The 22170-nt window shown below is 67.0% G+C and carries 18 protein-coding genes and 1 pseudogene; 9 read left to right on the top strand and 10 right to left on the bottom strand.

The window, feature by feature from the left end; translation table 11 throughout:
* Positions 1 to 62 precede the first annotated feature (62 nt).
* The 3 genes from AB0M45_RS27710 to AB0M45_RS27700 form a co-directional block, all read right to left on the bottom strand.
* On the bottom strand, positions 63 to 431 hold the full coding sequence (locus AB0M45_RS27710) for a hypothetical protein (RefSeq protein ID WP_364335233.1): 369 nt from the start codon (positions 429 to 431) through the stop codon (positions 63 to 65).
* A 225-nt stretch (positions 432 to 656) separates the two neighbouring features.
* On the bottom strand, positions 657 to 863 hold the full coding sequence (locus AB0M45_RS27705) for a DUF397 domain-containing protein (RefSeq protein ID WP_364335231.1): 207 nt from the start codon (positions 861 to 863) through the stop codon (positions 657 to 659).
* Positions 853 to 1686 (bottom strand): helix-turn-helix transcriptional regulator, encoded by an 834-nt coding sequence (locus AB0M45_RS27700; RefSeq protein WP_364335292.1) that lies wholly within the window; start codon positions 1684 to 1686, stop codon positions 853 to 855. The genes AB0M45_RS27705 and AB0M45_RS27700 overlap by 11 nt, the downstream gene beginning before the upstream one ends.
* A 343-nt stretch (positions 1687 to 2029) precedes the next feature.
* Here AB0M45_RS27700 and AB0M45_RS27695 point away from each other — a divergent pair, with 343 nt between their 5' ends.
* Entirely contained in the window at positions 2030 to 2227 is a 198-nt protein-coding gene (locus tag AB0M45_RS27695) for a hypothetical protein (protein ID WP_364335229.1), read from the top strand.
* Positions 2228 to 2258: 31 nt separating this feature from the next.
* Positions 2259 to 2543 (top strand): hypothetical protein, encoded by a 285-nt coding sequence (locus tag AB0M45_RS27690; protein ID WP_364335227.1) that lies wholly within the window; start codon positions 2259 to 2261, stop codon positions 2541 to 2543.
* A gap of 120 nt (positions 2544 to 2663) precedes the next feature.
* On the opposite strand, the gene AB0M45_RS27685 is transcribed toward AB0M45_RS27690, so the two are convergent.
* The 5 genes from AB0M45_RS27685 to AB0M45_RS27665 form a co-directional block, all read right to left on the bottom strand.
* Complete coding sequence (locus tag AB0M45_RS27685; protein ID WP_364335225.1) at positions 2664 to 2972, bottom strand: hypothetical protein; 309 nt, start codon at positions 2970 to 2972, stop codon at positions 2664 to 2666.
* Between the two features lie 124 nt (positions 2973 to 3096).
* Entirely contained in the window at positions 3097 to 3408 is a 312-nt protein-coding gene (locus tag AB0M45_RS27680) for a hypothetical protein (protein ID WP_364335223.1), read from the bottom strand.
* Positions 3408 to 4655: a polymorphic toxin type 37 domain-containing protein gene (locus AB0M45_RS27675; RefSeq protein ID WP_364335221.1), complete on the bottom strand. Its 1248-nt coding sequence runs from the start codon at positions 4653 to 4655 to the stop codon at positions 3408 to 3410. The genes AB0M45_RS27680 and AB0M45_RS27675 overlap by 1 nt, the downstream gene beginning before the upstream one ends.
* A gap of 1 nt (position 4656) precedes the next feature.
* On the bottom strand, positions 4657 to 4956 hold the full coding sequence (locus AB0M45_RS27670; RefSeq protein WP_364335219.1) for a WXG100 family type VII secretion target: 300 nt from the start codon (positions 4954 to 4956) through the stop codon (positions 4657 to 4659).
* Between the two features lie 4 nt (positions 4957 to 4960).
* Entirely contained in the window at positions 4961 to 5275 is a 315-nt protein-coding gene (locus tag AB0M45_RS27665; RefSeq protein ID WP_364335217.1) for a WXG100 family type VII secretion target, read from the bottom strand.
* Positions 5276 to 5685: 410 nt separating this feature from the next.
* Between AB0M45_RS27665 and AB0M45_RS27660 the strand changes: the two genes are divergently transcribed.
* The 4 genes and pseudogenes from AB0M45_RS27660 to AB0M45_RS27645 all read left to right on the top strand — a co-directional run bounded on the left by AB0M45_RS27660 (position 5686) and on the right by AB0M45_RS27645 (position 16275).
* Entirely contained in the window at positions 5686 to 12033 is a 6348-nt protein-coding gene (locus tag AB0M45_RS27660; RefSeq protein ID WP_364335215.1) for a DEAD/DEAH box helicase, read from the top strand.
* Positions 12033 to 14261 carry a 3'-5' exonuclease gene (locus tag AB0M45_RS27655; RefSeq protein ID WP_364335213.1) on the top strand — a complete coding sequence of 743 codons (2229 nt, stop codon included), beginning with the start codon at positions 12033 to 12035 and terminating at the stop codon, positions 14259 to 14261. Before AB0M45_RS27660 ends, AB0M45_RS27655 begins: the two co-directional genes overlap by 1 nt.
* 502 nt (positions 14262 to 14763) lie before the next feature.
* A pseudogene (locus AB0M45_RS27650) lies at positions 14764 to 14856 on the top strand (TIGR03089 family protein); the annotation flags it as partial.
* Positions 14857 to 14970: 114 nt separating this feature from the next.
* Complete coding sequence (locus tag AB0M45_RS27645) at positions 14971 to 16275, top strand: cytochrome P450 (RefSeq protein WP_364335211.1); 1305 nt, start codon at positions 14971 to 14973, stop codon at positions 16273 to 16275.
* Between the two features lie 558 nt (positions 16276 to 16833).
* On the opposite strand, the gene AB0M45_RS27640 is transcribed toward AB0M45_RS27645, so the two are convergent.
* Complete coding sequence (locus AB0M45_RS27640; protein ID WP_364335209.1) at positions 16834 to 17748, bottom strand: helix-turn-helix transcriptional regulator; 915 nt, start codon at positions 17746 to 17748, stop codon at positions 16834 to 16836.
* 117 nt (positions 17749 to 17865) lie between these two features.
* Between AB0M45_RS27640 and AB0M45_RS27635 the strand changes: the two genes are divergently transcribed.
* The 3 genes from AB0M45_RS27635 (at position 17866) to AB0M45_RS27625 (ending at position 20519) form a co-directional block, all read left to right on the top strand.
* Complete coding sequence (locus tag AB0M45_RS27635; protein ID WP_364335207.1) at positions 17866 to 18624, top strand: SDR family oxidoreductase; 759 nt, start codon at positions 17866 to 17868, stop codon at positions 18622 to 18624.
* A gap of 119 nt (positions 18625 to 18743) precedes the next feature.
* A complete protein-coding gene (locus AB0M45_RS27630) occupies positions 18744 to 19631 on the top strand; it encodes an LLM class F420-dependent oxidoreductase (RefSeq protein ID WP_364335205.1) in 888 nt (295 codons plus the stop codon).
* A 438-nt stretch (positions 19632 to 20069) separates the two neighbouring features.
* Positions 20070 to 20519: a helix-turn-helix domain-containing protein gene (locus AB0M45_RS27625; RefSeq protein ID WP_364335203.1), complete on the top strand. Its 450-nt coding sequence runs from the start codon at positions 20070 to 20072 to the stop codon at positions 20517 to 20519.
* 312 nt (positions 20520 to 20831) lie between these two features.
* Here AB0M45_RS27625 and AB0M45_RS27620 read toward each other — a convergent pair whose 3' ends face one another.
* A complete protein-coding gene (locus AB0M45_RS27620) occupies positions 20832 to 22106 on the bottom strand; it encodes an IS256 family transposase (protein ID WP_364335201.1) in 1275 nt (424 codons plus the stop codon).
* Positions 22107 to 22170 lie beyond the last annotated feature (64 nt).

Genomic DNA, 22170 nt, shown 5'->3' with positions numbered 1-22170 from the left:
GACGATGTGTCGTCCGGCTCGTTGCGGTTCTCGTCGGCACTTCGCCCCAAAATCATCTTGCTCTACAGAAGCTCGATCTGACCGGGCTCGGGCAGCGCGTGTGGGTGTTCGTCCGTATACCAGGCGTACTCGATTCCGCTGAGCCAGCCGTTCTCGACCCACAGAATGACCTCGCCGATCGGTGATCCGTTGCAGTCGGTGACCGCTCCGCTGGCGAAGATCCCGTCCGGCGAACCGGATGCTCGCACCGCACCGGGCCGCACCGCCAGATCGACGCTGGGTGAACCGATACCCCAGATTACGACCACCTGCGAATACGGCACCTGCGCCAGGTATTCGGAGGCGCCGGGCAGCCCTGACGACAGCAGCTTGGTGACAACGCTGGTTTCGAGATCGGTCAGCGTCCGCGGCTGAACCGGTGTACTACTCATCGTGCTTCTCGGTTCTCGCGCTGCGTCTGAAATGATGCGGTGCCGATTTTGAAGACACCGTCGATTTCTCGGAGATACCTCAGCCCGATAGGTTGGCCAGATCGTCGTCCCGGCCGCCGAACATGTGCCACGAAACTGCACCGCAATCGCGGTCAGTCGGTAGGCGTAACCGCGCCTACCGACCGCGCGACGAGATCGGCCCCACAGGCGAGACTGGCGCTCGGCTCAAGACCGGTCGAACTCTCCACCCCGCGCGCCCGCCAGGAATGCATCCCACTCCGAGGGCGTGAACACCAGCACTCCACCTGCGGGGTTCTTCGAGTCACGAACCCCCACGTGCCCGCCGTCCAGATGTGCGATCTCCACGCAGTCACTACCGGCGGAACTGCGAGTGCTCTTGAACCAGCTCACCCCGGATAGATCAACGGACACAGTCGAACTCCTTCGCTGCCTGCCGCAACAGGCGTTTGCTACTCTGCACGTCCAACGCTACCCGCTGCATAACCTCGATTGCCGCTCGATACCGCCGAACAGTGCCGGGTCGCTCCAGATAGATGTCACCGGTGTAGCTCTGGACGTAGACGACCGGCGGCTCCAATGGCCGCCCGTCGTCGTGACTCGCAAAGTCCAAAATCGTGAATGGTCCGGTGGAGGTTCCCAGCGGATACCCTGCCCCGAAGGGAAGCACCTGCACGCGAACGTTCGGCGGCAGGTCCGCCAGGTGCCGCATCTGCGTCGACATGACGCGAGGATTGCCGACGACCCGCCTGATCGCTGCCTCGTCCAGCAAGAGCACCGCTGCCAGCGGCGCGATATCGCGGGTAATCAACCGTTGCCGGTTGCGCCGAACCTTGACCCGACGCTCGATCTCCTCAGCGGTGTCCATCGGGAAATACGCACGGTCGAGCGCACGCGCGTACTCGGGGATCTGAAATATTCCGGGCAGCAAGTCGGAACGGTAGCTCGTGAGATGGGAGGCCGCCGCCTCCATCTGGATGTAGGCGTTGAACGTCGGATTCACCTGATCGGGAAACTCGTCCAACCACGACGGCGTTCTCCCCTGCGCTGCCAGCGATTTCAACACCGGCAGCATGTCCACCTGCTGATACAGCCTGCACAGCCGCCGCAGGTCTTCCTCCCGCACGATCACGTTCGGCGCACCGGTCTCCAATCGGTGCAGCGTCCCCGCCCCGCGCCCGATCGCCCGCGCCGCCACTTCGATGGACAGTCCCGCCTCCTGCCTCATCCCGCGCAGGCAGCGGCCGAGGCTGCGGTGTGGAACGCCTCCGGTCCCGCGAATGTCGGCCTTGACCTGCCGATCGTCGGCGCTCGCATCCCTCTCCCCCATACTGTTTGCTCCCTTCTGTGGAATATTCGCATTCGCTGAGTGGAATTTCCTGAAAGATATTGTCGAAGGCCATAATTCGACCCTATGAACGCCATTGTGCAGGGTCGCTGGAAGGTGTCCAGGGCGTTTGCCACTTTCTGTCGCGAATTTCCCCGGGGATGTCCACGCGGCCCGCATCCGGTGCTCCACTGACCGCGTGATCGGCGCGGCGAGACTCCCCTTTCGCCGCCACTCGACCAGCGGAGGACACATGACCAACGCACTACCGCAACGCGTTCCGTTCCCACGGCCCCGCGCCCCCTACAAGGGCGTGCCGCTGCCCGTGCTCGAGCGCTACGCCGTCGCGCTGCGGCAGTGGGCCGACACACCCGAACGTCCCGGAGGCGGGGTGCAGACCCCTCCCCCGCCTCCGGTGACCCTCACCGAAGCCCTGTCATGGGCCGAGTGACCCGGCACAGGCCCGTCCGAGCGCGGAGGTCGTGACCGTGCGCCAGTACCGCGTCGAAGTGCACTGCTGCGGCCCGCGATGGCTCATCCACGTGCCGGAGGTGGACCGCTGGACATTGACCGGCGACAAGTCGGCGATCCGGTCCACTGCTCGGCGGATGATCGCGGCGATTACTGGACACAGCGACCAGTCGTTCGAGTTGCACCTCATCGCGGGCCGGGCGCTGCGCGATGCCGAGGAGTTCGCGGTGGGCTGCCGGGTGCTGACGCGGTGGCATCCGCCCGGGGGCCAGGCAGGGCGCACACTTCCGGAGTGAATTCGGTCCGAGGACGGAGGTCGCCATGATCTGAGAGAATCGCGGCGACCTCCTCCGCGCAGACGTCGACGCCTTGGTCGACGACGCACCCGCAGCCGGAAACGGTGCGCAACGACTGACCTAGCTCGACGTGCCGAAGACTGATTCGTACCAGTAACTTTCGGTCTTTCGGAACCATTTGCCGATCCGCTCCGTATCGAACACCCGCAACTGCGACATGTCGATTTGGTATCGATGGAACAGGGATACGATTTCGTATACGGATTCGTCATCGGCTGTGGCGTCGACTTTGATATAGAGTGTTCGCAGCTCACCTTCGTATGACCGCACGGCAGGAATCTTGTCGAGCCACTCGAAGAAGGCCGCTTCATCGAACGGTGACCCGTATCGTACGCCGGTTGCCTTTAGCAGGATGCCATCGTCGCTCATCGCCGTTCGCCTCCTGAGCAAACGTTGTCAGTAATCCTTACTGCCCTTGCCCTGCACGTCCCAGCGTGGTCCACCATGGGCGATACCACCCTGTCCGGTCGGCACCCACACATTTCCATACGGACTAGCTCGACGTGCCGAAAATAGATTCGTGCCAGTATTTTTGAGGGTCGCGGAACCAGGGGCCGATTTGACTGTTGTCGAGCTGGCCAAGTTGGGCCAAGTCGATGCGGTACCGGTAGAAGAGCGCTAGGAGTTCTCGCAGAGAGTCGTCGTCTACTGGGGTCTCGACGACAATCTCCAACGTGCTGAGTCGCCCACCGTACGAGCGGACCGCGGGGATCCTGTCGAGCCACGCGAAGAACGCCGCCTCATCACCACGCGAGTAGTACCAGACATCGGTCGCCTCCAGTACCACCGTCGACCCGTCGCCCATCAGCTTCCTCCTCCTGGTCTGACGTTCTTGTAGCCGCCCTTCGGGAACTCCACATCCCAATGCGGGCCGCCGTGTGCCGCACCGCCCTGCCCGGTCGGTACCCACACATTTCCATCGGCATCCTCCCAGCCGAAGCCGCGACCGTTGGGATTGGGCACCCAGCGGTCACCGCCTTTGGGTGGCACGAATCCTTCCGCTTCGCCTGGACGGCCTGGCGCCTTTGGCCCGTTGGGATCATAGGCATTGCTCGGGGGCTTGTAGTTCGAGTTGAATGTCGAGTCCCCGGCTATGGACAGGATGGTCAGGCCGGTGATGGAGGCGAGTGCACCGACCGCGAGTGCCGCGGCGCTGAACTTTATCCCGGCCAGTGCTGTGAAGAACGACCCGATGGCGCCGGCGATGGCGGTCGCGGCGGTGTCCAGGGCGGGGCCCTCCACAGTTGCCGCCCGCGGATTGCGGATTGCCACGGCGGTTACGGCGATTACGACCGACGCGACGACGAGCGTTGCAGCCACCTGAGTATTGATGTCCGCGCGAACCGCGACGACAGCGGCGTGGTGGCTGGTTGTCGATTTCGCCAGGTCGTCGGCGACCAGCTTGATCTCGTCCGCGTTCTTCGCGAGTGTTCTGAGGTGGCCGGTCAGGTTCGGGATGTCGGGTGCATCGAACTTGCCGAGTCCGTCGGCGACGACTCGCAGCCGGGGTCCGGCGGCGAAGATCGTGTTGTTGTCGGCGAAGGATTTCCACGCCTGGGCCGCGCGGTCGAGCTTGTCGGTGTTGCCGTCGGGGACTTTGTCACCCGCGAGCTTGGCGACGACCTTGTCGTACAACTCCGGAAACTCGGTCTCCAGTCCGGGACCGTTGTTCCGCGACGACGCTACACCAACGACAACACCTGCGCCGTAGGGCAATTCGGAAGGAATAGTGCGGGGACACGCAGGACCGGTCCCCTTGTTCGGATCGCGATTTGCCGCGTAGTTGGAGCATTCCCAGTTGTAGCCCGACGCGATCAGAATGTCGCCAAAATGCTGCAGCGCCCTGGCGAAGTTGGTCGCCGCGGTGGTGAAGGCACCCGCGCGCTCATCGTAGGCCTCGGACCATGCCTTCGCGGCCTGGCAACTACCGGCCATTCCGCTGGTTTCGAGTAGCGCCGTCTGCAGCGGGTTGTACGCGGATTGGAACTCCCTCGACAGCTTGTAGCACTCCGCCGCGGCTGTGTAATAGGACTGCGGCGCAACAACAGCCACGTCATCCCCCCGTCATGCGCAGGTTCACGGCCGCCGCGTCCGAGTAGGACTCGTGTGCCGTCCGTCCGGCCTGTTCCATCTGAGCCAGCCCGTCGAGCAGCTCACGTGCCGCAGCCACCCAGACCCGATGCTCCTCGGCGTAGGCCGCCGCGGCCGCGCCCGTCCACTGCCCGCTCTGCATGAGGCCTTGGACGGTGCGGTCCAGTTCATCGAGATGATCGGCGAAGAACTCCTTGAAGCCGCGGGCACGGGCGGTCACCTGGTCGATGTGATCGAGATCGAACTCGAATTCAGAAGTCATGCCATCAGTCCAACCGCAGCGAGCTGATCGGCGCCGCGTTGGAGCTGTCCTGATCCTGCAGCGTCGACACACTGACGCCGAGCTTCGAGGCCAGGTCGGTGAGCGCCTCCCATGCCTTCATCGCGCCGTCCTGCATGTCATCCCAACCCTCGCGATAAGCATCGGCGGCGCTCCCCTTCCAGGTGTCGAACAACGCCTGAACCTCACGGTCCAACGCCATCGATCCCGATTTCAGCTGTTGCGCAACGTCATAGGCATGCCTGCCGACCGCCGTCACCGCGTCGGGAACGACGTTCAGCGGTTGGTCGTTTGTCGCCATGTTCTCTCCTCCCCAGCCCCCAGACCATCGCCCTGACCCTACCCGCTCTTCGCGGCACTCATCTGGCCTGGGCCTGATCGACCTGGCGCCGCCGACGCAGCACCAAGCCAGTCCCATTGCCCCACCGGTGACGAGGGCCCGTACAAGGGACGCGGCAAATTCGACTCGCAGAAGGCTGCCTCGGAGCAGTTGCCGACGACACCAGGATGCAAATCCGACGTCACCACGGCAGTCACCCCGCGCTGACGCGAGCCGACCAAGTCGGCCAGATCTTCGACGCACCATTTCAGCTGGGAGAGAGACGATTTCGGCGAACATGTCGGCGAAACACCTGCCCTGTGCGATAGCGTCCAGTGACGTCGACTGTCGGCACCACCGGGTGATCACACCACCGTCAAGGAGCAAGATTCATGGGGGCACTCCTGCCGACCTTGCAGGCAGACCACCTGCGCGAAGGTCTCACCGACTACCTCGCCACGACCTTCGCGCTCACCGACCCCGACACTCAGGCAGCACTGATCGACTTCGTCGGCGACTTGCGTGAGGGCATGTTCAAAGGTCCCTACCTCCGCCTGCGCCTTCCGTTCGCCCCCGCGCGCGGCAATTGGGGGATGCACCTGGACTGGCTCCCGAACGGTTTCGTCCCATACGGCCACCAGGCCAAGGCATTCGAGCGCCTGTCGACCAAGTTCCAGCAGCGGCCGCAGCCGACGCTGGTCACCACCGGAACGGGGTCCGGTAAGACCGAGTCGTTCTTCTTCCCGATCCTCGACCACGTGCTGCGCGCGAAGAAGCGGGGCGTCGCGGGGATGAAGGCGCTGATCATCTACCCGATGAACGCCCTCGCCAACGACCAGGAACAGCGGCTCGCGGGGATCATCACCACCAATCCGGAACTGTCCGGCGTCACCGCCGGCCTCTACACCGGCGAGCAGTCCTCGGGCGGGCGGACGATGGTGTCGGCGGACGGGCTGATCACCGATCGGCGGCTGATGCACGATTCACCGCCCGACATTCTGCTCACCAACTACAAGATGCTCGATCATCTACTGCTGCGGCCGGATCGGGCGGCGATGTGGCGGCAGTCGGCGCAGTCACTGCAGTATGTGGTGCTCGACGAGTTCCACACCTACGACGGTGCGCAGGGCACGGATGTGGCGATGCTGCTGCGGCGGCTCGGGCTGGCGGTGAAGTCGTACTGGACCGATGCGACGGAGGTGAGCGCGCAGGACCGGGCGCGGCCGTTGGGGCGGATCACGCCGGTGGCGACGTCGGCGACGCTGGGCGGCGCGGGCGAGCCGACGACGATGCTGGATTTCGCGCACGCGGTGTTCGGGGAAGTCTTCCCCGCCGACTCACTCGTCGGGGAGACGCGGCTGGGGCTCGACGAATGGCTGGCCGATCGCGAGACGGATCTGGATCGGCTGTACCTGCCCGTCGTCCCGGCGGTCGAGGAAGCCGTCGCGTACCTCGTCGCGCTGAAGGAGACCTCGCCCAGCAACGCCCACCTGACGGCCGCGGTGCTGGCCACACTGTTCGAGCGCGCCGGAGACCATCATCCGGGGCCCGAGGAACTGGCCTCGGAGCTGCGTCGCCTCGATGAGACCGAGCAGTTGGATCTGCTGAAGAAGCACCACCTGTTCGTCCAGCTGGTGAAACGCTGCGCGGAAGCGGTGTCGCTGGCCGAGGTGGCCTCGGCGGTCCTGCCCGCGCCGTCGGCCGAGCGGGACAACGCGCGGGCGCAGGCCACCCGCCAGCGCTACCTGGACTTCGTGTTCGCAGCGCTGTCGCATCTGCGTGCCGAGATCGGTCGATCGGCGTTGAATGTCGATGTCCACCTGTGGGTTCGGGAACTGTCCCGGATCGACCGGGAGCTGGCGGCCGCGACGCGGTTCCGCTGGGCCGACGACGGCGCGCCCGAAGGCGTCGAGGTCGAATATCAACCCGCCCTCTACTGCCGCCACTGCGGCCGTTCGGGCTGGGGTGTGCGGATGGCGCCCACCGGCGAAGTCCTCGACCCGGACCAGGACTCCGTGCGCTCCCTGCATCTCAGCGGCGACGCGCGGATCCGCGCGCTGATCTCCGCGCCGCTGGAAGCCGAGCTCGACACCGCCGTGGACGGCCTGCGCTGGCTGCTGCTCGACAAGCGCGAACTCAGCGACCAGACTCCGGACCCGGAGAGTCGCGAAATGCTGGAAGGGCACGCGCTCCCGGTGCTCGTGCTCAACGGGCCTGCGGCCGAGGAAGATTCGCGCAAGGATGTGTGCCCGGCCTGCAACACCGCCGACGGCATCCGCTTCCTCGGCAGCGCGGTCGCGACGCAGCTGTCGGTGGCGCTGTCGAACATGTTCGGCGACGCCGACCTCGACGCCGACGAGAAGAAGGCGCTCATGTTCACCGACAGTGTGCAGGACGCCGCCCATCGGGCGGGGTTCGTTCAGGCACGCTCGCACACGCTCAGCCTGCGTTCCACACTGCGCAACGCCCTCGGCGCCAAAGTAACTGGCTCGAAGGCGACCGCGATGCTGACGCTGCCCGAACTGTGCGAGGCGGTGATCGAGCGTGCGGGCGACGACCCCACCCGCCGCTACCATCTGCTCGCACCCGACATCGTCGAACGCGACGAGTTCGTCGCGTTCTGGCAGCGGGACAAACGTGCCGACGAACGGCGTAAGGCGCTGCGTAAGGTCAAGCGCCGGGTGCAGTTCGACATCGATCTCGAATTCGGCCTGCAATCGCGGCTCGGCCGCACCCTGGAACTCACCGGCAGCGTCGTCGTCGAGGTCGACCTCGGCTCCCCCGCGCGCGTCGCGAGCTTCGGCAGGTACGCGCTCGACGGCGCGGAACACCAGATGGCCGTGTCCGAACCGGACACCGCGGCGCTCACGCGTTGGGCGCGCGGCACGGTGGAGCGCATGCGCACTCAGGGTGCGATCCGGCACGTGTGGCTGGACAAGTTCGTGCAGCGCGACGCCAACCGGCGCTGGGTGTGGGGCGGCCGACCGCGCGGCGAAGGCATGCCGGCGTTCCCGAAAGGCCGTCCAGCACCGGCATTTCCGGCGATCGGGGCGCGGACCATTCCGGAAGGATTCGACCCGATCACCGCGCCCTCGTCGTGGTATGCGCGGTGGGCCTCGCGGTGTCTGGGCGTTTCCGCGTTCGAGGGCGGGTTCCTGGCGCGGTCGTTGTTCGCGGTGCTGGCCGAGCAGCGTGTCCTCACCACCATCATCACCGAAAAGGCACTGACCGCTTACCTGTTGAGTGAGGACGGCATCCTCGTTGGCGCACCGGACCTGGCCGATCTGCAGGCGGGCAGACATCTGCTGGTGTGCGGAGTGTGCCGGACACAGAATCCCGGCAGCGCCGCCGTCGTGGACCAGCTCGACGGCGCGCCGTGCCTGCTCGCCCGCTGCCCCGGCACCCTGCGGCGGGCACACAAGAGCGACAACTTCTACCGCAGACTCTACGACCGCTCCGAGATGAAAAGGGTGGTGGCACGCGAACACACCTCGCTGCTGCCGACCAAGACCCGGCTCGAGTACGAGACGAAGTTCAAGCAGTCCGGCGCCGACCCCACCGCGGCCAACGTGCTCGTCGCCACGCCCACCCTCGAGATGGGCATCGACATCGGCGACCTGTCGACAGTCATGCTCGGCTCGATGCCCCGCACGGTCGCCTCCTATCTGCAGCGCGTCGGCCGGGCGGGACGCCGCACCGGGAACTCGCTGGTGCTGGCGTTCGTGCGCGGCCGCGGCGAGCACCTGCCCAAGCTCTACGATCCGCTCTCGGTCATCGCCGGGGAAGTGCGCCCGCCGGCGACCTTCCTCAACGCCGAGGAGATCCTGCAACGCCAGTACGTCGCCCATGTCATCGACCGGCTCGCGCGACTGCCCGGCGCACAGGACCCGCTCGACGCCCGCGCGGTGCTGGGCAGCTTCGACGAGAACACGTGGATGGCACGGCTGATCCGCACCGCCGAAACCGAGGCCGCGACCCTGCTCGACGATTTCCTCGTCCAGTTCGGCGACCTGCACGACGGGACCACCCGCGACGGCTTGCGCGCCTGGGCCTCCCCGGGCGCGGACGGCGAACCCGGTCCGCTCACCCGGCACCTGCGGGAGGCGGTGCACCGCTGGAACCGGGACGTCGACGAACTCGCCGAGCGCCGCACCGCCGTCGACGCCGCGCTGCCCGAATTCGAACAGCGCGCCAACTCGCCCGCCGCCACCGACGACGACCGCCGCACCCTGCGCTCGGCACGCGGCACGCTGCGGTTGCTCGGCAAGCACATCAGCGACCTCACCAACGAGCACTGGGTGGGCGTGCTGGAACGCTACGGCGTGCTGCCCAACTACACACTGCTCGACGACTCGGTGACGCTCGACGTCGGCATCACCTGGATCGATCCGGAAAGCAACGAATACCACGGCGACACCGAGAGCTACCGGCGCGGCGCCCGTGTCGCGCTGACCGAACTGGCCCCCGGCTCCACCTTCTACGCCCAGGGCTTGGCCGTGCGGATCGACGCAGTCGACCTCGGCGGCGGCGCCTCCGCCATCCACGCCTGGCGGCTATGCCCGCGCTGCGGGTGGGCCGACATCAGCGCGAGCGGTGAGCAGCCCCGGCACCGGAGCAACTGCCCGCGCTGCGGCGACGGCGCCATCGCCGACGTCAGCCAGCAGCTGCAGGTAGTCGAGATGTCGAAGGTGTCGGCGGAGGTGCGCCGCGACGAAGCCGCCATCACCGACTCCCGCGACGAACGCCACCGTGAGGTGTATTCGGTGGTCACCGCCGCCGACATCGACGCAGGCAATGTGGCTCGCCGCTGGTTTGTCACCGATCACGCGTTCGGCGCGGAATACCTGCGCCGCATCGACATTCGCTGGCTCAACGTGGGCAGGCGCGCCTCCCAGGGCGTCCGGCGCACCATCGCGGGCACCGACGTCACCACCGGCCTGTTCCGGGTGTGCTCGGGCTGCGGACAGCTCGATCGGGTGGCCGGCCGCAACGAGGCCTACGAACACCGCAGCTGGTGCAGATACCGCAAAGCTACCGACGAACGCCACGTCCGCGACATCGCGCTGGCGCGTACGCTGCGCACCCAGGCGGTGCTGCTGCACGTCCCGCCGGAACTGCGCTACGACACATTCGCGTATCCGAGCCTCAGCGCGGCCATCCTGCTCGGCCTACGGCAGGTGATCGGTGGCGCGCCCGAACACCTGGACGTCGTCGCCGTCCCCGACGCCCTGTACGCGCCGGACCAGCGGGCGCTGCTCATCCACGACACAGTGCCCGGCGGCACCGGCTACCTCGCCGAATTCGCCGACCCGATCAAGGTGTGGTCGGTCCTGTCCGCGGCCCGCGAGGTGCTGCACCAGTGCTCGTGCGCCGCCGAATCGCGGCTGGCCTGTCACAACTGCCTGCTGCCGTTCACCGCGCCGAACGAGCTGGACAAGGTCTCCCGGAAGACCGCGGCGAAGATCCTCGACACGATCCTCGACGTCCAGGACACCGAGCCGTCGTGGGATCAGTGGTCGCAGTCCATCATCGACGAAACGCCGGACAACCGGGTCGGCAGCCCGGAGTCGCCGCTCGAGCGCCGCTTCTACCAGGCCTTCCTCGACCGGCTGCGCACCCTCGGCGCCACCATCAAGGAAACCCCCGGCACCTACGCCAACAAGGCCACGATCACTGTGCCCGGCCCGACCACCCGGACCTGGACGCTCACCCCGCAGATGCAGATGGGCAACAGCGTGCCGGACTACGAACTCAAGACCGGGGACCCCGAGATCCCGGTCATCGCCATCTACGCCGACGGACGCGAATATCACGCCGTGCCGGACAACAACCGGGCGGCCGACGACGCGCGAAAACGCGCCATCCTCCGTTCAGGCGGGGTCATGGTGTGGTCGTTCTGCCACGAGGACCTGGAGCGATTCGAGGCCAAGAAATTTGTTACCCCGCTTTGGTTTTCGGCGAAGTTGGGCCAGCTCATGCTGAAGCAGGGCAACCTGCGCCGATCGGTGACCGACCTGCTGCTCGCCGATCCGATCACCCAGTTGTTCGGATTCCTGACCGATCCCGACATCGAGGAGTGGGCGAAGGTCGGGCATTGGCTGCCGCTGATGTTCATGCGCGAGCACCGCGCCAGGGGCGACAGCTCCGGCCTCGCCGAATGGGCACTGGCCCTGCTCGACGGCCGCGACGCCGCCATTCCGTCAGGCAACCACGCGTGTGCCTCGTACACCTACGGACCGCTCACCGTCGCCGCGGCGATGCGGCCGGACATCGAAACCGTCTCCGCCGTACTCGTTCTCGACGACCGCGACGACGCCCTCGGCACCGGCGACGGCTGGCGGGAATGGCTGCGCCTATCGAATTGGTTCGGCCTGTGCGATACCCATTTGGTGACCACGCGCAGCCTGGTGGCAGGCGACACCACGGCACCCGAACCGCGCACCGACAACACCACGGACGACCTGGGGCCGGAATGGGAGACGCTCTACGACACAAGCATCTCCGACGCCGAACGAGCCCTTGTCCTGGACCTGGCCGGAGCGGGAACCCCGCTGCCAGCGCAAGGCTTCGAAACCGACGACGGCGAAGTCGTCGATATCGCCTGGCCCGGCGCCCGCGTCGGCGTGCTGTTCGACGGCGGCGAGGCTGCCACCAATACGCTGACCGATCAGGGTTGGACGGTCTGCCCACCGGAGACGGCGCGGATCGTCGCGGCCCTGACTGCGAACGGAGTGATGTGATGGCCAACATCGTGATGACGAACCAGACCAAGGCGCTCGCCAAGCTCGACGGGTCGCTGGTGCAGCGCGTCTTCAGCTTCCTGGACAAACTGCAGAACGACGACACCGCACCGGGCCTGCACATCGAACCGATCAAAGGCGCCGTGGACCGTCGCGTCCGCACGGGCCGCGTAGATATGAACCATCGCGCCGTCCTGTTCCGGGTCGACCCGAAAGAAGGCGGCACCACCTACGTCTACATGGGGACCTGGAAGCACGACGTCGCGAACTCCCTCGCCGAGCGCGCGATCCTGCGGGTCAACCCCGTCAACGGCATCCTCGAGGGCGTCGTCACGGAATCGGTCGAGGGCGCGACCCCGCCGATCACAGCGCATCCGGTCGATGCGCCCAAGGAGCCGATGCGAGGTTTCCTGGCGCAGGCGGGATTCACGCTGTCGGACCTCACCGACCGGCTCGGTATGGACGCCTCGCTGGCCGGGCGCGCGCTGGCCGCCGGCGACGACTTCGAACTCAACGACATCGCCGCGGTCGCGTCCGGATGGCAAGCGGACGCACTGCTCGAACTCGGTTGCGGCACCGGCATCGACGACATCCGGGACAAATACCGATTCACCGAGACCCCCGTCGACACGACCGTGGACGAGGACGACCGCATCATCCAAGCGCTCGACCGTCCCGCGTCGAAGATGCAATTCACCTACATCGACGGCAGCGACGAGTTGCGGCGCGTCATCGAAGGCGGCGACTTCGCGGCATGGCGGGTCTTCCTGCACCCGGAACAGCGCCGATACGCGGAAAAAGACTACAGCGGACCGTTCCGGCTCTCCGGCGGCGCGGGCACCGGCAAGACCGTTGTGGCGATCCACCGCGCCCGCAACCTGCTGCGCCGCAACCCGGACGCGCGAATCGTCCTCACCACCTTCAACAAGATCCTCGCGAAGAACCTCGAAGCCGACCTCGAGGCCCTCGAGCCCGGCATCAGAATCGCGAAAAGACTCGGCGAGCCCGGCATCTACGTCGAAGGAATCGACAAGCTTGCCAACGATGTCGTGCGCCAAGCCGACGACATCGGGCCCGCGACCGAGGCCGTTCTCGGTGCGCGCACCGAGGTGCCGGTCGCCCGCACCAAGAAGGACCAGGTGTGGCGGGAAATCGTCGATACGATCGCCACCGGTCTCGAGCCCCGGCTCGCGACGACCTGGTTCCTCGACACCGAATACACCTCGGTCGTCCTCGCCAACAAGGTGACCACGCTCGAACAGTACGCGCGAGTCTCGCGGGCCGGTCGGGGCGTTCGGCTGTCCCGGCCGCAACGCATCGCGGTGTGGAAGTCGGTCGAAGCCTACCGGCGCCGCAGCCGCATGGACGAAACCCTCAGCTTTCCAGAAGTTCTGGCTGTCGCCGCCGAGCACCTGCGGCAGCGAGCCAACGCCACCGCGGACCGCCTGGCCGACCACGTCATCATCGACGAGGCACAAGACCTGCACGCGACGCACTGGCTGATGCTGCGAGCCCTGGTCGCCGAAGCCCCCAACGACCTTTTCATCGCCGAGGACTCCCACCAGCGCATCTACGGACAACCCGTTGTGCTCGGACGACTCGGCATCAAGATCGTCGGACGTTCACGGCGGCTGACACTCAACTATCGGACCACCGCACAGAACCTCGCGTTCGCCGTCGGCGTGCTCAGCGGCGCCGAGTATCACGACCTGGAGGAAGGCCAGGAATCCGCACTGGAATACCGGTCGGCGCGCTCCGGCCCCAAACCGATTCTGCGACAGTGCGCTTCCGCCGCTGAGGAGCTGCAGGCAGTCGCCGATCAAATCAACGAATGGTTGTCCGACCCGTCGGTCGAACCCTCCACTATCGCTGTACTCACCCGCGGTGTCGGCGACCGCAGCCAGTTGGTCCGCGCCCTTGCCGAGCGCGGCATCAGCGCCCGCGCATTGGACGAGAATCAGGCGATACCCGGCCACGTCCAGATCTTGACGATGCACCGTTCCAAGGGAATGGAGTTCTCCCGGGTAATCCTCACCGGCATCGATGAAGCCCACGTCCCTGCGAAAGCCGGTCTGCACGGTGTGCCGGAGGAAGAACTGAACGAGGCGCGACTGCGGGAACGGTCGCTGCTCTACGTCGCGGCCAGCCGCGCGCGGGATCAAGTGGTCGTTACCTGGAGCGGGCGCAGGTCGGAGCTTCTTGTGGGGACGGCCGACACCGCTGGCTGATCGAGCTGGCACGCGGACTCCTCGCGCCGGAACGGCTCATCCCGGTCCGGCTCGGGTCACCTTCGGCGCCGGGGTGGTCATGGATGTCGCACATTTCGTCCGGACGGACGCGGCAGTCAGGCACTCACGCCAGACTCGAGATCCGTCGTCGACGAAGCACGTGTGCGTAGTGGTCGACTCCCCCTCCGGGCACAGACAGTACGCACACGGGTGGTTGTGGAGCAGTTTCTTGGCCGCCGACGCGGAGGAAGCCACCCGGTGGCGCCTCACGGTGCGGCCCATTCTGCCTGCGGCCTGGGAATTAGGGCCGGTGACGGGGACCGTCGCGGCGAGTACGGCCGGGAACAGCCGGTGTCCTGATGGGTCCCGCTAGAGCTGGGAGCGGCATCGATGCTGGTTGTGAGTCGGATGTAGGCGGCGGTGGTTTCGGGCGTACCACGACGGGCCGCGCGTGGCGGCCGAACGGTGGCGGGCCCTCAAACCCCGCATGGGCGGGGGCGCCGCGGCCGGGGCATCGCTGATGCAGGTGACCAATCCCGATCCGGCACTGCGGGATCGGCGCGTGGAGACCGAACGGGTGACCCGCACGTTCTGAAGGCCACGCCTCCCACCACGGCAGGTCTCGAGATGCCGCTCCGTCGGGTTCCGCGAGACCTGTGATATTCGTTACGCCCAAAGGGACGCGACGGTTCGATGATGGAGGGGCTCGATGAAACCGCATTATGTGTATCGGTGGGTCAACAATCACGGGTTGATTCGCCTGTTCAATACGGTACTGCTCCGTCGTGGTGATCTGTTCGCTCGGTTGATCGGCAGCGTGGAGGGTATCGAGAATCCGTACGCTCTGATCGAGGAGATGCGCGGGGAGGGTGGGTTGCACCGCGCCCTTCCGGTGTGGATCACTTTCGATCACGATGTGGTCCGGGAGATATTGCGCGACAACCGTTTCCGCGTAGGTATACCGACCGTGCTGCGTATACCGCGGCCAGTGCTGCGCGCGCTGGAGCGTCGGCCCCTCCCACCGAATCCGGTGGATCCGCCGTCGATGCTGGTGCTCGACCAGTCCGAGCACACCCGGATGCGCAAACCGGTCACCGCGGCATTCACCCCACGTGCCGTCGCCCGGCTGCGCGACAGGATCGAGACGGTCACCGAGGAACTTCTCGCGGAGCTCCCCGACGACGGCCCCACCGATCTGGTGGCGCGGTACGCGGCGCAGGTGCCCATCGCCATCATCTCCGAGATGCTCGGCTTCCCGGACTCCGACCGCGGGATGTTCCTGCGCTGGGGCGACGACATCAGTCCGTTGCTCGACCTCGGTATCTCCTGGCGGACGCACCAGCGGGCGATGGAATCTTCGGAGCGGTTGCACCGGTACCTCGTCGAGCATGTCGAGCGCCTCCGCGCCGAACCCGGCGACGATATCCTCAGCAGCCTGGTCACTGCGGGCGATCTTTCCACCTACGAACTGTGCGCGTCGGCGACCCTGCTGATGGCCGCCGGCTTCGAGACCACGGTCAACCTGATCGGCAAGGGCATCATCTGGCTGCTGCGCCACCCCGATCAGGTGGACCGGTTACGTGCCGAGCCGGAACTCTGGCCCAACGCTGTGGAGGAGATCCTCCGGATCGATCCGCCGGTGCAGACCACCGCTCGCACCACCCGGACAGCGCTGGAGATCGGCGGTATCCGGTTACGCGAGGGGTCGACCGTGGTGCTGTCGCTGGCCGGCGCGAACCGCGACCCCGCCGTGTTCACCGACCCGGCCCGTTTCGACATCACCCGAGACAACGCCAAGAATCATCTGTCCTTCAGCAGCGGTACCCATGTATGCCTGGGCGCCGCGCTGGCCCGTATGGAAGCGGCGCATGCCCTGCGCGCACTGTTCGAGGCGTTTCCGGATCTGCGATTGACCGATCCGCCCACCCGGCGGCCGCTGTTCACCCTGCACGGTTACGAGTACCTCCCCGCACACACCGGTCCGCGCGTCCGCAGCCACCAGCCCATCGGCTGATCGGCACCTGCGGCGCGTCTTCGCCGGCGGGAACAGGAGGTTCGCCCCGCCGACGCGGAGCGGCAGTCCCCAGGACTCCAGCAGAATCGACCTGGGCAATACATGTCTATTGCCTTCACCGAACGCCTTGCCGAGGTGGGTATCCACCCCTCGGTCGGGGCGGTCAGATCCTCCTATGAGGTGAGGCGGCGGCGGGGATCGCACCCGCCGCCGCTCTGAGAACCGTGCTTAACAGTCTCCCGTTACACGGCTCCCGCTGTTGAACCAGTCGGCAACGCGCCATGCTTATGCTGGGTGAACATGCCCGGATCGATCGAGGCGAACTTGGCGAGTTGCCGCCGAGCCTTCCCTTGGCGCGGCGAAACCGTTTGTACTTCCGCATCGCCCATTTCGCCAGAAGCGGGTTGATCCGCTGCTCCAGGAACTGGATCATGTCGGAGTTAGAAGCACCCGTAGTAGTTGATCCAGCCCGCCACGACGGGGTTGATCATCGCGGCAAGGTAAACAGTCCTGCTTGGGTTCGGTGTGGTCGTCTCAGTACGCCGGGCAGCCGCCCCGTCACCGCTGATCGTTGGCAGCAGTCCGCTGCTGCGCGCCCGCCTCGGGCGCAGTCGTCTTCGGCTGCGGCTGCCGTAGCTCGGGCTGCCGGTCGGTGGCGACGGCGCTGCCCAGCAGCCCGAGGGCGTGGGCGGAGGGGCTGCCGGGCTCGGCGTAGTAGACGACGAGGGCTTGGCCGGGTGCGCTGTTGACGGTGAAGGTCTCGAAGTCGAGGGTGAGCTCTCCGACCATGGGGTGGACGAACCGCTTGGTGCCGGTGGTGCGGTTGCGGACGTCGTGGCGGGCCCACAGCTGCCGGAACTCCTCGCTCTTCAGCGACAGCTCTCCGACCAGGTCGGTCAGGCGTGGGTCGTCGAGGTCGGTGCCGGCGGCGGCACGCAGGCTGGCCACCGTGTCGGCGGCGACCGTGTGCCAGTCGGGGAAGGTGGTGCGCGAGCCTGGGTCGAGGAAGAGTGCCTGGATGGCGTTCTGGCCCGCGTTGTGGCAGGCGGCGAGGGCGGAGGCGAGCAGGTTGCCGGCCAGGACGTCCAGGTGGCGGCCCAGCACGATCGCCGGGGTGTGCGGCCAGCAGTCCAGCAGCCTCAGCAGGCCGGGGCCGACCTTCTCCGGCCGTCGGTTGCCGGCGCGCCGGCGGCGGGGTTCCGGCCGGGCCAGCTCATACAGGTGCGCGGTGGCCTCGTCGTCCAGCTGGAACACCCGCGCGAGGGCGTTGAGGACCTGCTGCGACGGGTTGCGGTCGCGGCCCTGTTCCAGGCGTACGTAGTAGTCGACGCTGACCCCGACGAGCAGGGCGACCTCCTCGCGGCGCAGGCCGGGCGAGCGACGGCGGATCGGCTCGGGCAGGCCGAAGTCGGACGGGCGGGTCAGCGCGCGCCGCGCCCGCAGGAACTCGCCGAGGAGATTGTCGCTAGCCATATGGTCGACGATAAGCCGCATGCCAGACGGCTGGGTGGACCTGTCACTACCAGGTACGCCAGTCCCCCGGTGCGAGGCGGCCTGGATGCCGTCTCTCCGGGCCGCGAGCGTGGAAGCATGACTGAACAGCACAACACCCTGGCCGGCCGCGTGGCGGTCGTCACCGGAGCGACCAGCGGCATCGGCGCGGCAACCGCCCGCCGTCTGGCCGCGGACGGCGCGTCCGTCGCGCTCATCGGCCGACGTGAGGAGCGGCTGAAAGAGATGGCCGCCGAGATCGGCGAGAAGGCCGCCGCGGTAGCGGCCGACGTGTCCGACCTGGACTCGATGACCCGCGCTGCCGAGACCGTGCGTGCCGCCCTGGGACCCGTCGACCTGGTGGTCGCCAACGCCGGCACGATGCGCGGCGCCCCATACGAGTCGGCGCAGCCCGCCGAGTGGGACCAGATGATCGGCACCAACCTCAACGGCCTGATCTACACCGGACGGGTCTTCGTCGACGACCTGCTCGCAGCCGCCGCCGAGGGCCGTTCGGCGGACCTGGTGCACGTCGGCTCCATCGCCTCGCACACCTTCTATCCCACCTACGCCGTCTACGCGGCCACCAAGGCGGCGGTCGCCACACTGACCCGCTCCTTGCGCGTCGAACTCGGGCCGCGCAACGTCCGCGTGAAGACCGTCGAACCTGGCATGACCGCCACGGAACTGGGTGAGGACATGCTCGACGACGGCGCCCGGGAGCAGTTCGGCGAGGTCCGCAAGACCGTGCAGGCCCTGGAACCCGGCGACATCGCCGACACCATCGCCTATGCGGTCGCAGCCCCCACCCGGCTGAACCTCGCCCACATCATCGCCCTGCCCAGCTGGCAGGGCTGACCCGCACCGCCGCCCGGGCGTCATCGCCGCGCCCGGGCCACCCGTGACCAGCAAGACCAAGGCGCCGGCGTCGGCTCGTGCGGCCGACGCCCGCCCCGAACGAGGAGTGCTCGAAGCATATGAGTGACGCCACGACCGCGCAGAGCTCCCTGAAGGCGGCTGTCGGCCGGTACGGCATCTGGAGCCTGGGGCTGCGCTCGGAGAACGCGGGCCTGCGAGGCGAGATCTCCGAGGCCGCAGCCGAGCTAGAGGAACTCGGCTTCGGCGCCGTCTGGCTCGGCAACAACACCACCACCCACCACGCCGCGCCCCTCATCGAGGCAACATCCCGGATGACCGTGGCCACCGGCATCCACAGCATCTGGCAGCAGGAGCCTGACCGGACTGCGGCACAGTACGCCGAAATGCAGGCGAAGCACCCCGGCCGCTTCCTCCTCGGCCTAGGAGTGAGCCATGCCATGGCCACGGAGCGGTACCGCCGCCCATACGCCTCGATGGTCGCCTACCTCGACGCTCTGGACGCCGCACACGTGCCCGCCGAACGCCGTGTGCTGGCCGCGCTCGGCCCGAAGATGCTCGAGCTGTCCCGCGACCGGGCCGCCGGCTCGCACCCCTACCTGGTCACCGCCGAACACACCGCACAGGCCCGTGAGATCCTGGGTCCCGGGCCGCTGCTGGCACCGGAGTTGAAGGTCGTCTTGGAGGCAGACCCTGACCGGGCCGGCACGATCGCCCGCGGCTACCTCACCGTCTATCTGAGCCTGCCGAACTACACCAACAGCCTGCTGCGGCTCGGCTTCACCGAGGCCGACTTCACGGGCGGCGGCAGCGACCGCCTGATCGACGCCCTCGTCGCATGGGGCGACGAGAACCGGATCCGCGCCCGGATCGACGCCTTCCACGCAGCGGGCGCGGACCATGTGGCCCTCCAGATCGTCGACGGCCGATCGCCCTTCGACAACGTCCCCCGCTCCGCCTGGCGCCGACTGGCCGACCTGCTGACATGACCAGTCGGGCAGGAAATGCCGTCGTCGATGATCTGCCCCGAGACCCAGGGGGTCCGGTGACCGCCTCGAGCGGCTCGCCGACTCGCAGGTTCGAGCTGACGATCGTGGCCGAACCGCAGCCGTGCAGGCACCGGGCTGGGTCGAGGGCGCGGTCGGCGGCGACGGCAACTGTGCCACGTCGAGCTTCTCCTGCGACCGCATCGAAGGATCGACGGTCAGCTTCGCGCCAGCGTCGGCGATCGGTCTGCGCACCGGCTCGGCTTCGCGCGTCTGCACCGAGCACCCGGCGACCAGCACCGCAGCCACCACCGCCGCCCCACCCGTTCCCACTCCCCAACGGCGTCGGAACGGGGCTCTTCGTTGTGTCCTGGTCCGCGATCTCATATATCCATCTGTACCAGATGCATCGGAAACGATGCACCTTCTATGATGAACAGCATGGACGGCAGACAACTGCACAGACTCGGACGGCGGCTGATCGAACTGGCTCGCCGAGCCAGCACCTACCCCGGCGACCGGATGCCCTCCTCGGGCGAGACCGCTGTCCTCGCCGAGGTCTTGGAACAGCCCGGCTGCTCGATCAGGCAACTGTGCGAACGCACCGGCTTCGTGCAAAGCCACGTCTCCGCGCTCGTGGCCGGCCTGGTCGAGCGAAACCTGCTGCGCACCGATACCGACCCCACCGACCGGCGCCGCACCCTCGTCTACCCCGACACACCCCTGACCCGCGGTGTCGAGCGACGCCAGCGACCCATCGACGACACACTCACCACCGCACTCGGTGATCCAGAGGCGGCGCGGGAAGCCACCGAGCTCCTCGACCGGCTCGCCACCCTGCTACTGACCGACCACAACCCGGCAGCGCAGTCACCGACGTCCGCGCACTGAAACCACCAGTGCATCCCGGGCCCATGACCCGGCGATCCCCCTCACCCACCAACCACCCCACAAGCACCGGCCTTCGTCACCGGCGACACCACCCATCTGGTCGACGATGTCGGTATCCCGCTGAGCTTGGCTCAGTGGTACCGCCGGTGGCTGAACAAGAGCGCAGCCCAGCTCGCAGACGCGCTGTAATGCCGCGTTGCACGCGTCCGAGTCCAAGCGGGCGCACCATCGCTGCGCTTGCGAAGCCGCTCAGTCCTGTGCGGACGATGGGTGTGTCAGAACCTTTGTGGGTGAGGGCGATTGGTTCTGATTCTACTTTTCGGTGTGGTCGGTGATGCGGTCGCCGTAGATCAGGGCGAACTGCTGCAGGGCACGTTTCCAGCCGGGAGTGTGGCCGACGACGTTGGGCCGGTTCTTGCGGCGGTCGCGGATCACCAGGTAGAGCACCTTCAACGCGGCCTGGTCGGTCGGGAAGTGCCCGCGGCGGCGCACCGCTTGCCGGAAACGGGCATTGAGCGATTCGATCATGTTGGTCGTGTAGACGACCCGCCGGATCTCCGGCGGGAACTGCAGAAACGTGGTGAAGTGCTCCCAGGAACCGCGCCAGGTCTTGACGATCATCGGGTAGCGGTCGCCCCATTCGGCGGCGAACTCGGCGAACCGAGCCTCGGCCGCGTCGACCGTCGGGGCGGTATAAACCTGACGCAGCTGCTTGCTGATCGGACCCCAGTGCTGTTTACCAGCGTATTTGAGGCTGGCCCGCACAAGGTGGACCACACACAGCTGCACATCGGCTTGCGGCCAGATCTCGGCGATGGACTCCGGCAGTCCCTTCAACCCGTCGCAGCAGACGATGCACACGTCCTCGACACCGCGGTTGCGCAACTCGGCCAGTACCGCCATCCAATGCTTGGCGCCCTCACCGCCGTCGCCGACCCACAACCCGAGCACGTCGCGGGCACCGTCGAGGCCGATGCCGACGGCGACGTAGACCGGGCGCGAGGCGACCTGACCGTCGCGGATCTTGACCCAGATACAGTCGATCATCACGACCGCGTACACGCGATCGAGTGGTCGGGACTGCCATTCGGCCAACTCGCCGGCCACGGCGTCGGTGATCTTCGAGATCGTCTCCCGCGAGATATCGGCGCCGTAGATTTCGGCCAGATGCGCGCGGATCTCACCGGTCGTGAGCCCTTTCGCATACAGGCTGACCACCGCCTCATCGAACCCGGCCACCCGCCGGGCATGTTTGGGCACGATCCGTGGCTCGAACTGCCCGGCCCGATCACGAGGCACGTCCACGGTGACCTGCCCGATATCGGTATGCACCCTCTTGCGGCTGGTGCCGTTGCGGTGATTGTCACCCGCGGTCTCGGCCGCCGCCGCACGATCGCCCTTGGCGTATCCGAGATGCTCGGTCATCTCCGCTTCCAAGGCGGCCTCGATAACCCGGCGCGTCACCGCCGTCAGCAAACCATCGGCCCCGGTCAGCGACAGACCCTCGCTGCGGGCCTGCTCCACCAGCTCCTGCGCGATCCGAACATCCAGTCCGCCACCAGCAGTCCGAGTTACGTTGTCGTTCAAAGTGATCCTTCCTCGCCGAAGCAGCGGCAGGCTACTTCAGCACCTGTTCGGAATCACCTCCACC

It is taken from the genome of Nocardia sp. NPDC051787, assembly GCF_040681325.1.
GTDB lineage: Bacteria > Actinomycetota > Actinomycetes > Mycobacteriales > Mycobacteriaceae > Nocardia.
The sequence above is the reverse complement of the archived record's forward strand: the minus strand, read 5'-3'. Positions and strand labels throughout refer to the sequence as shown.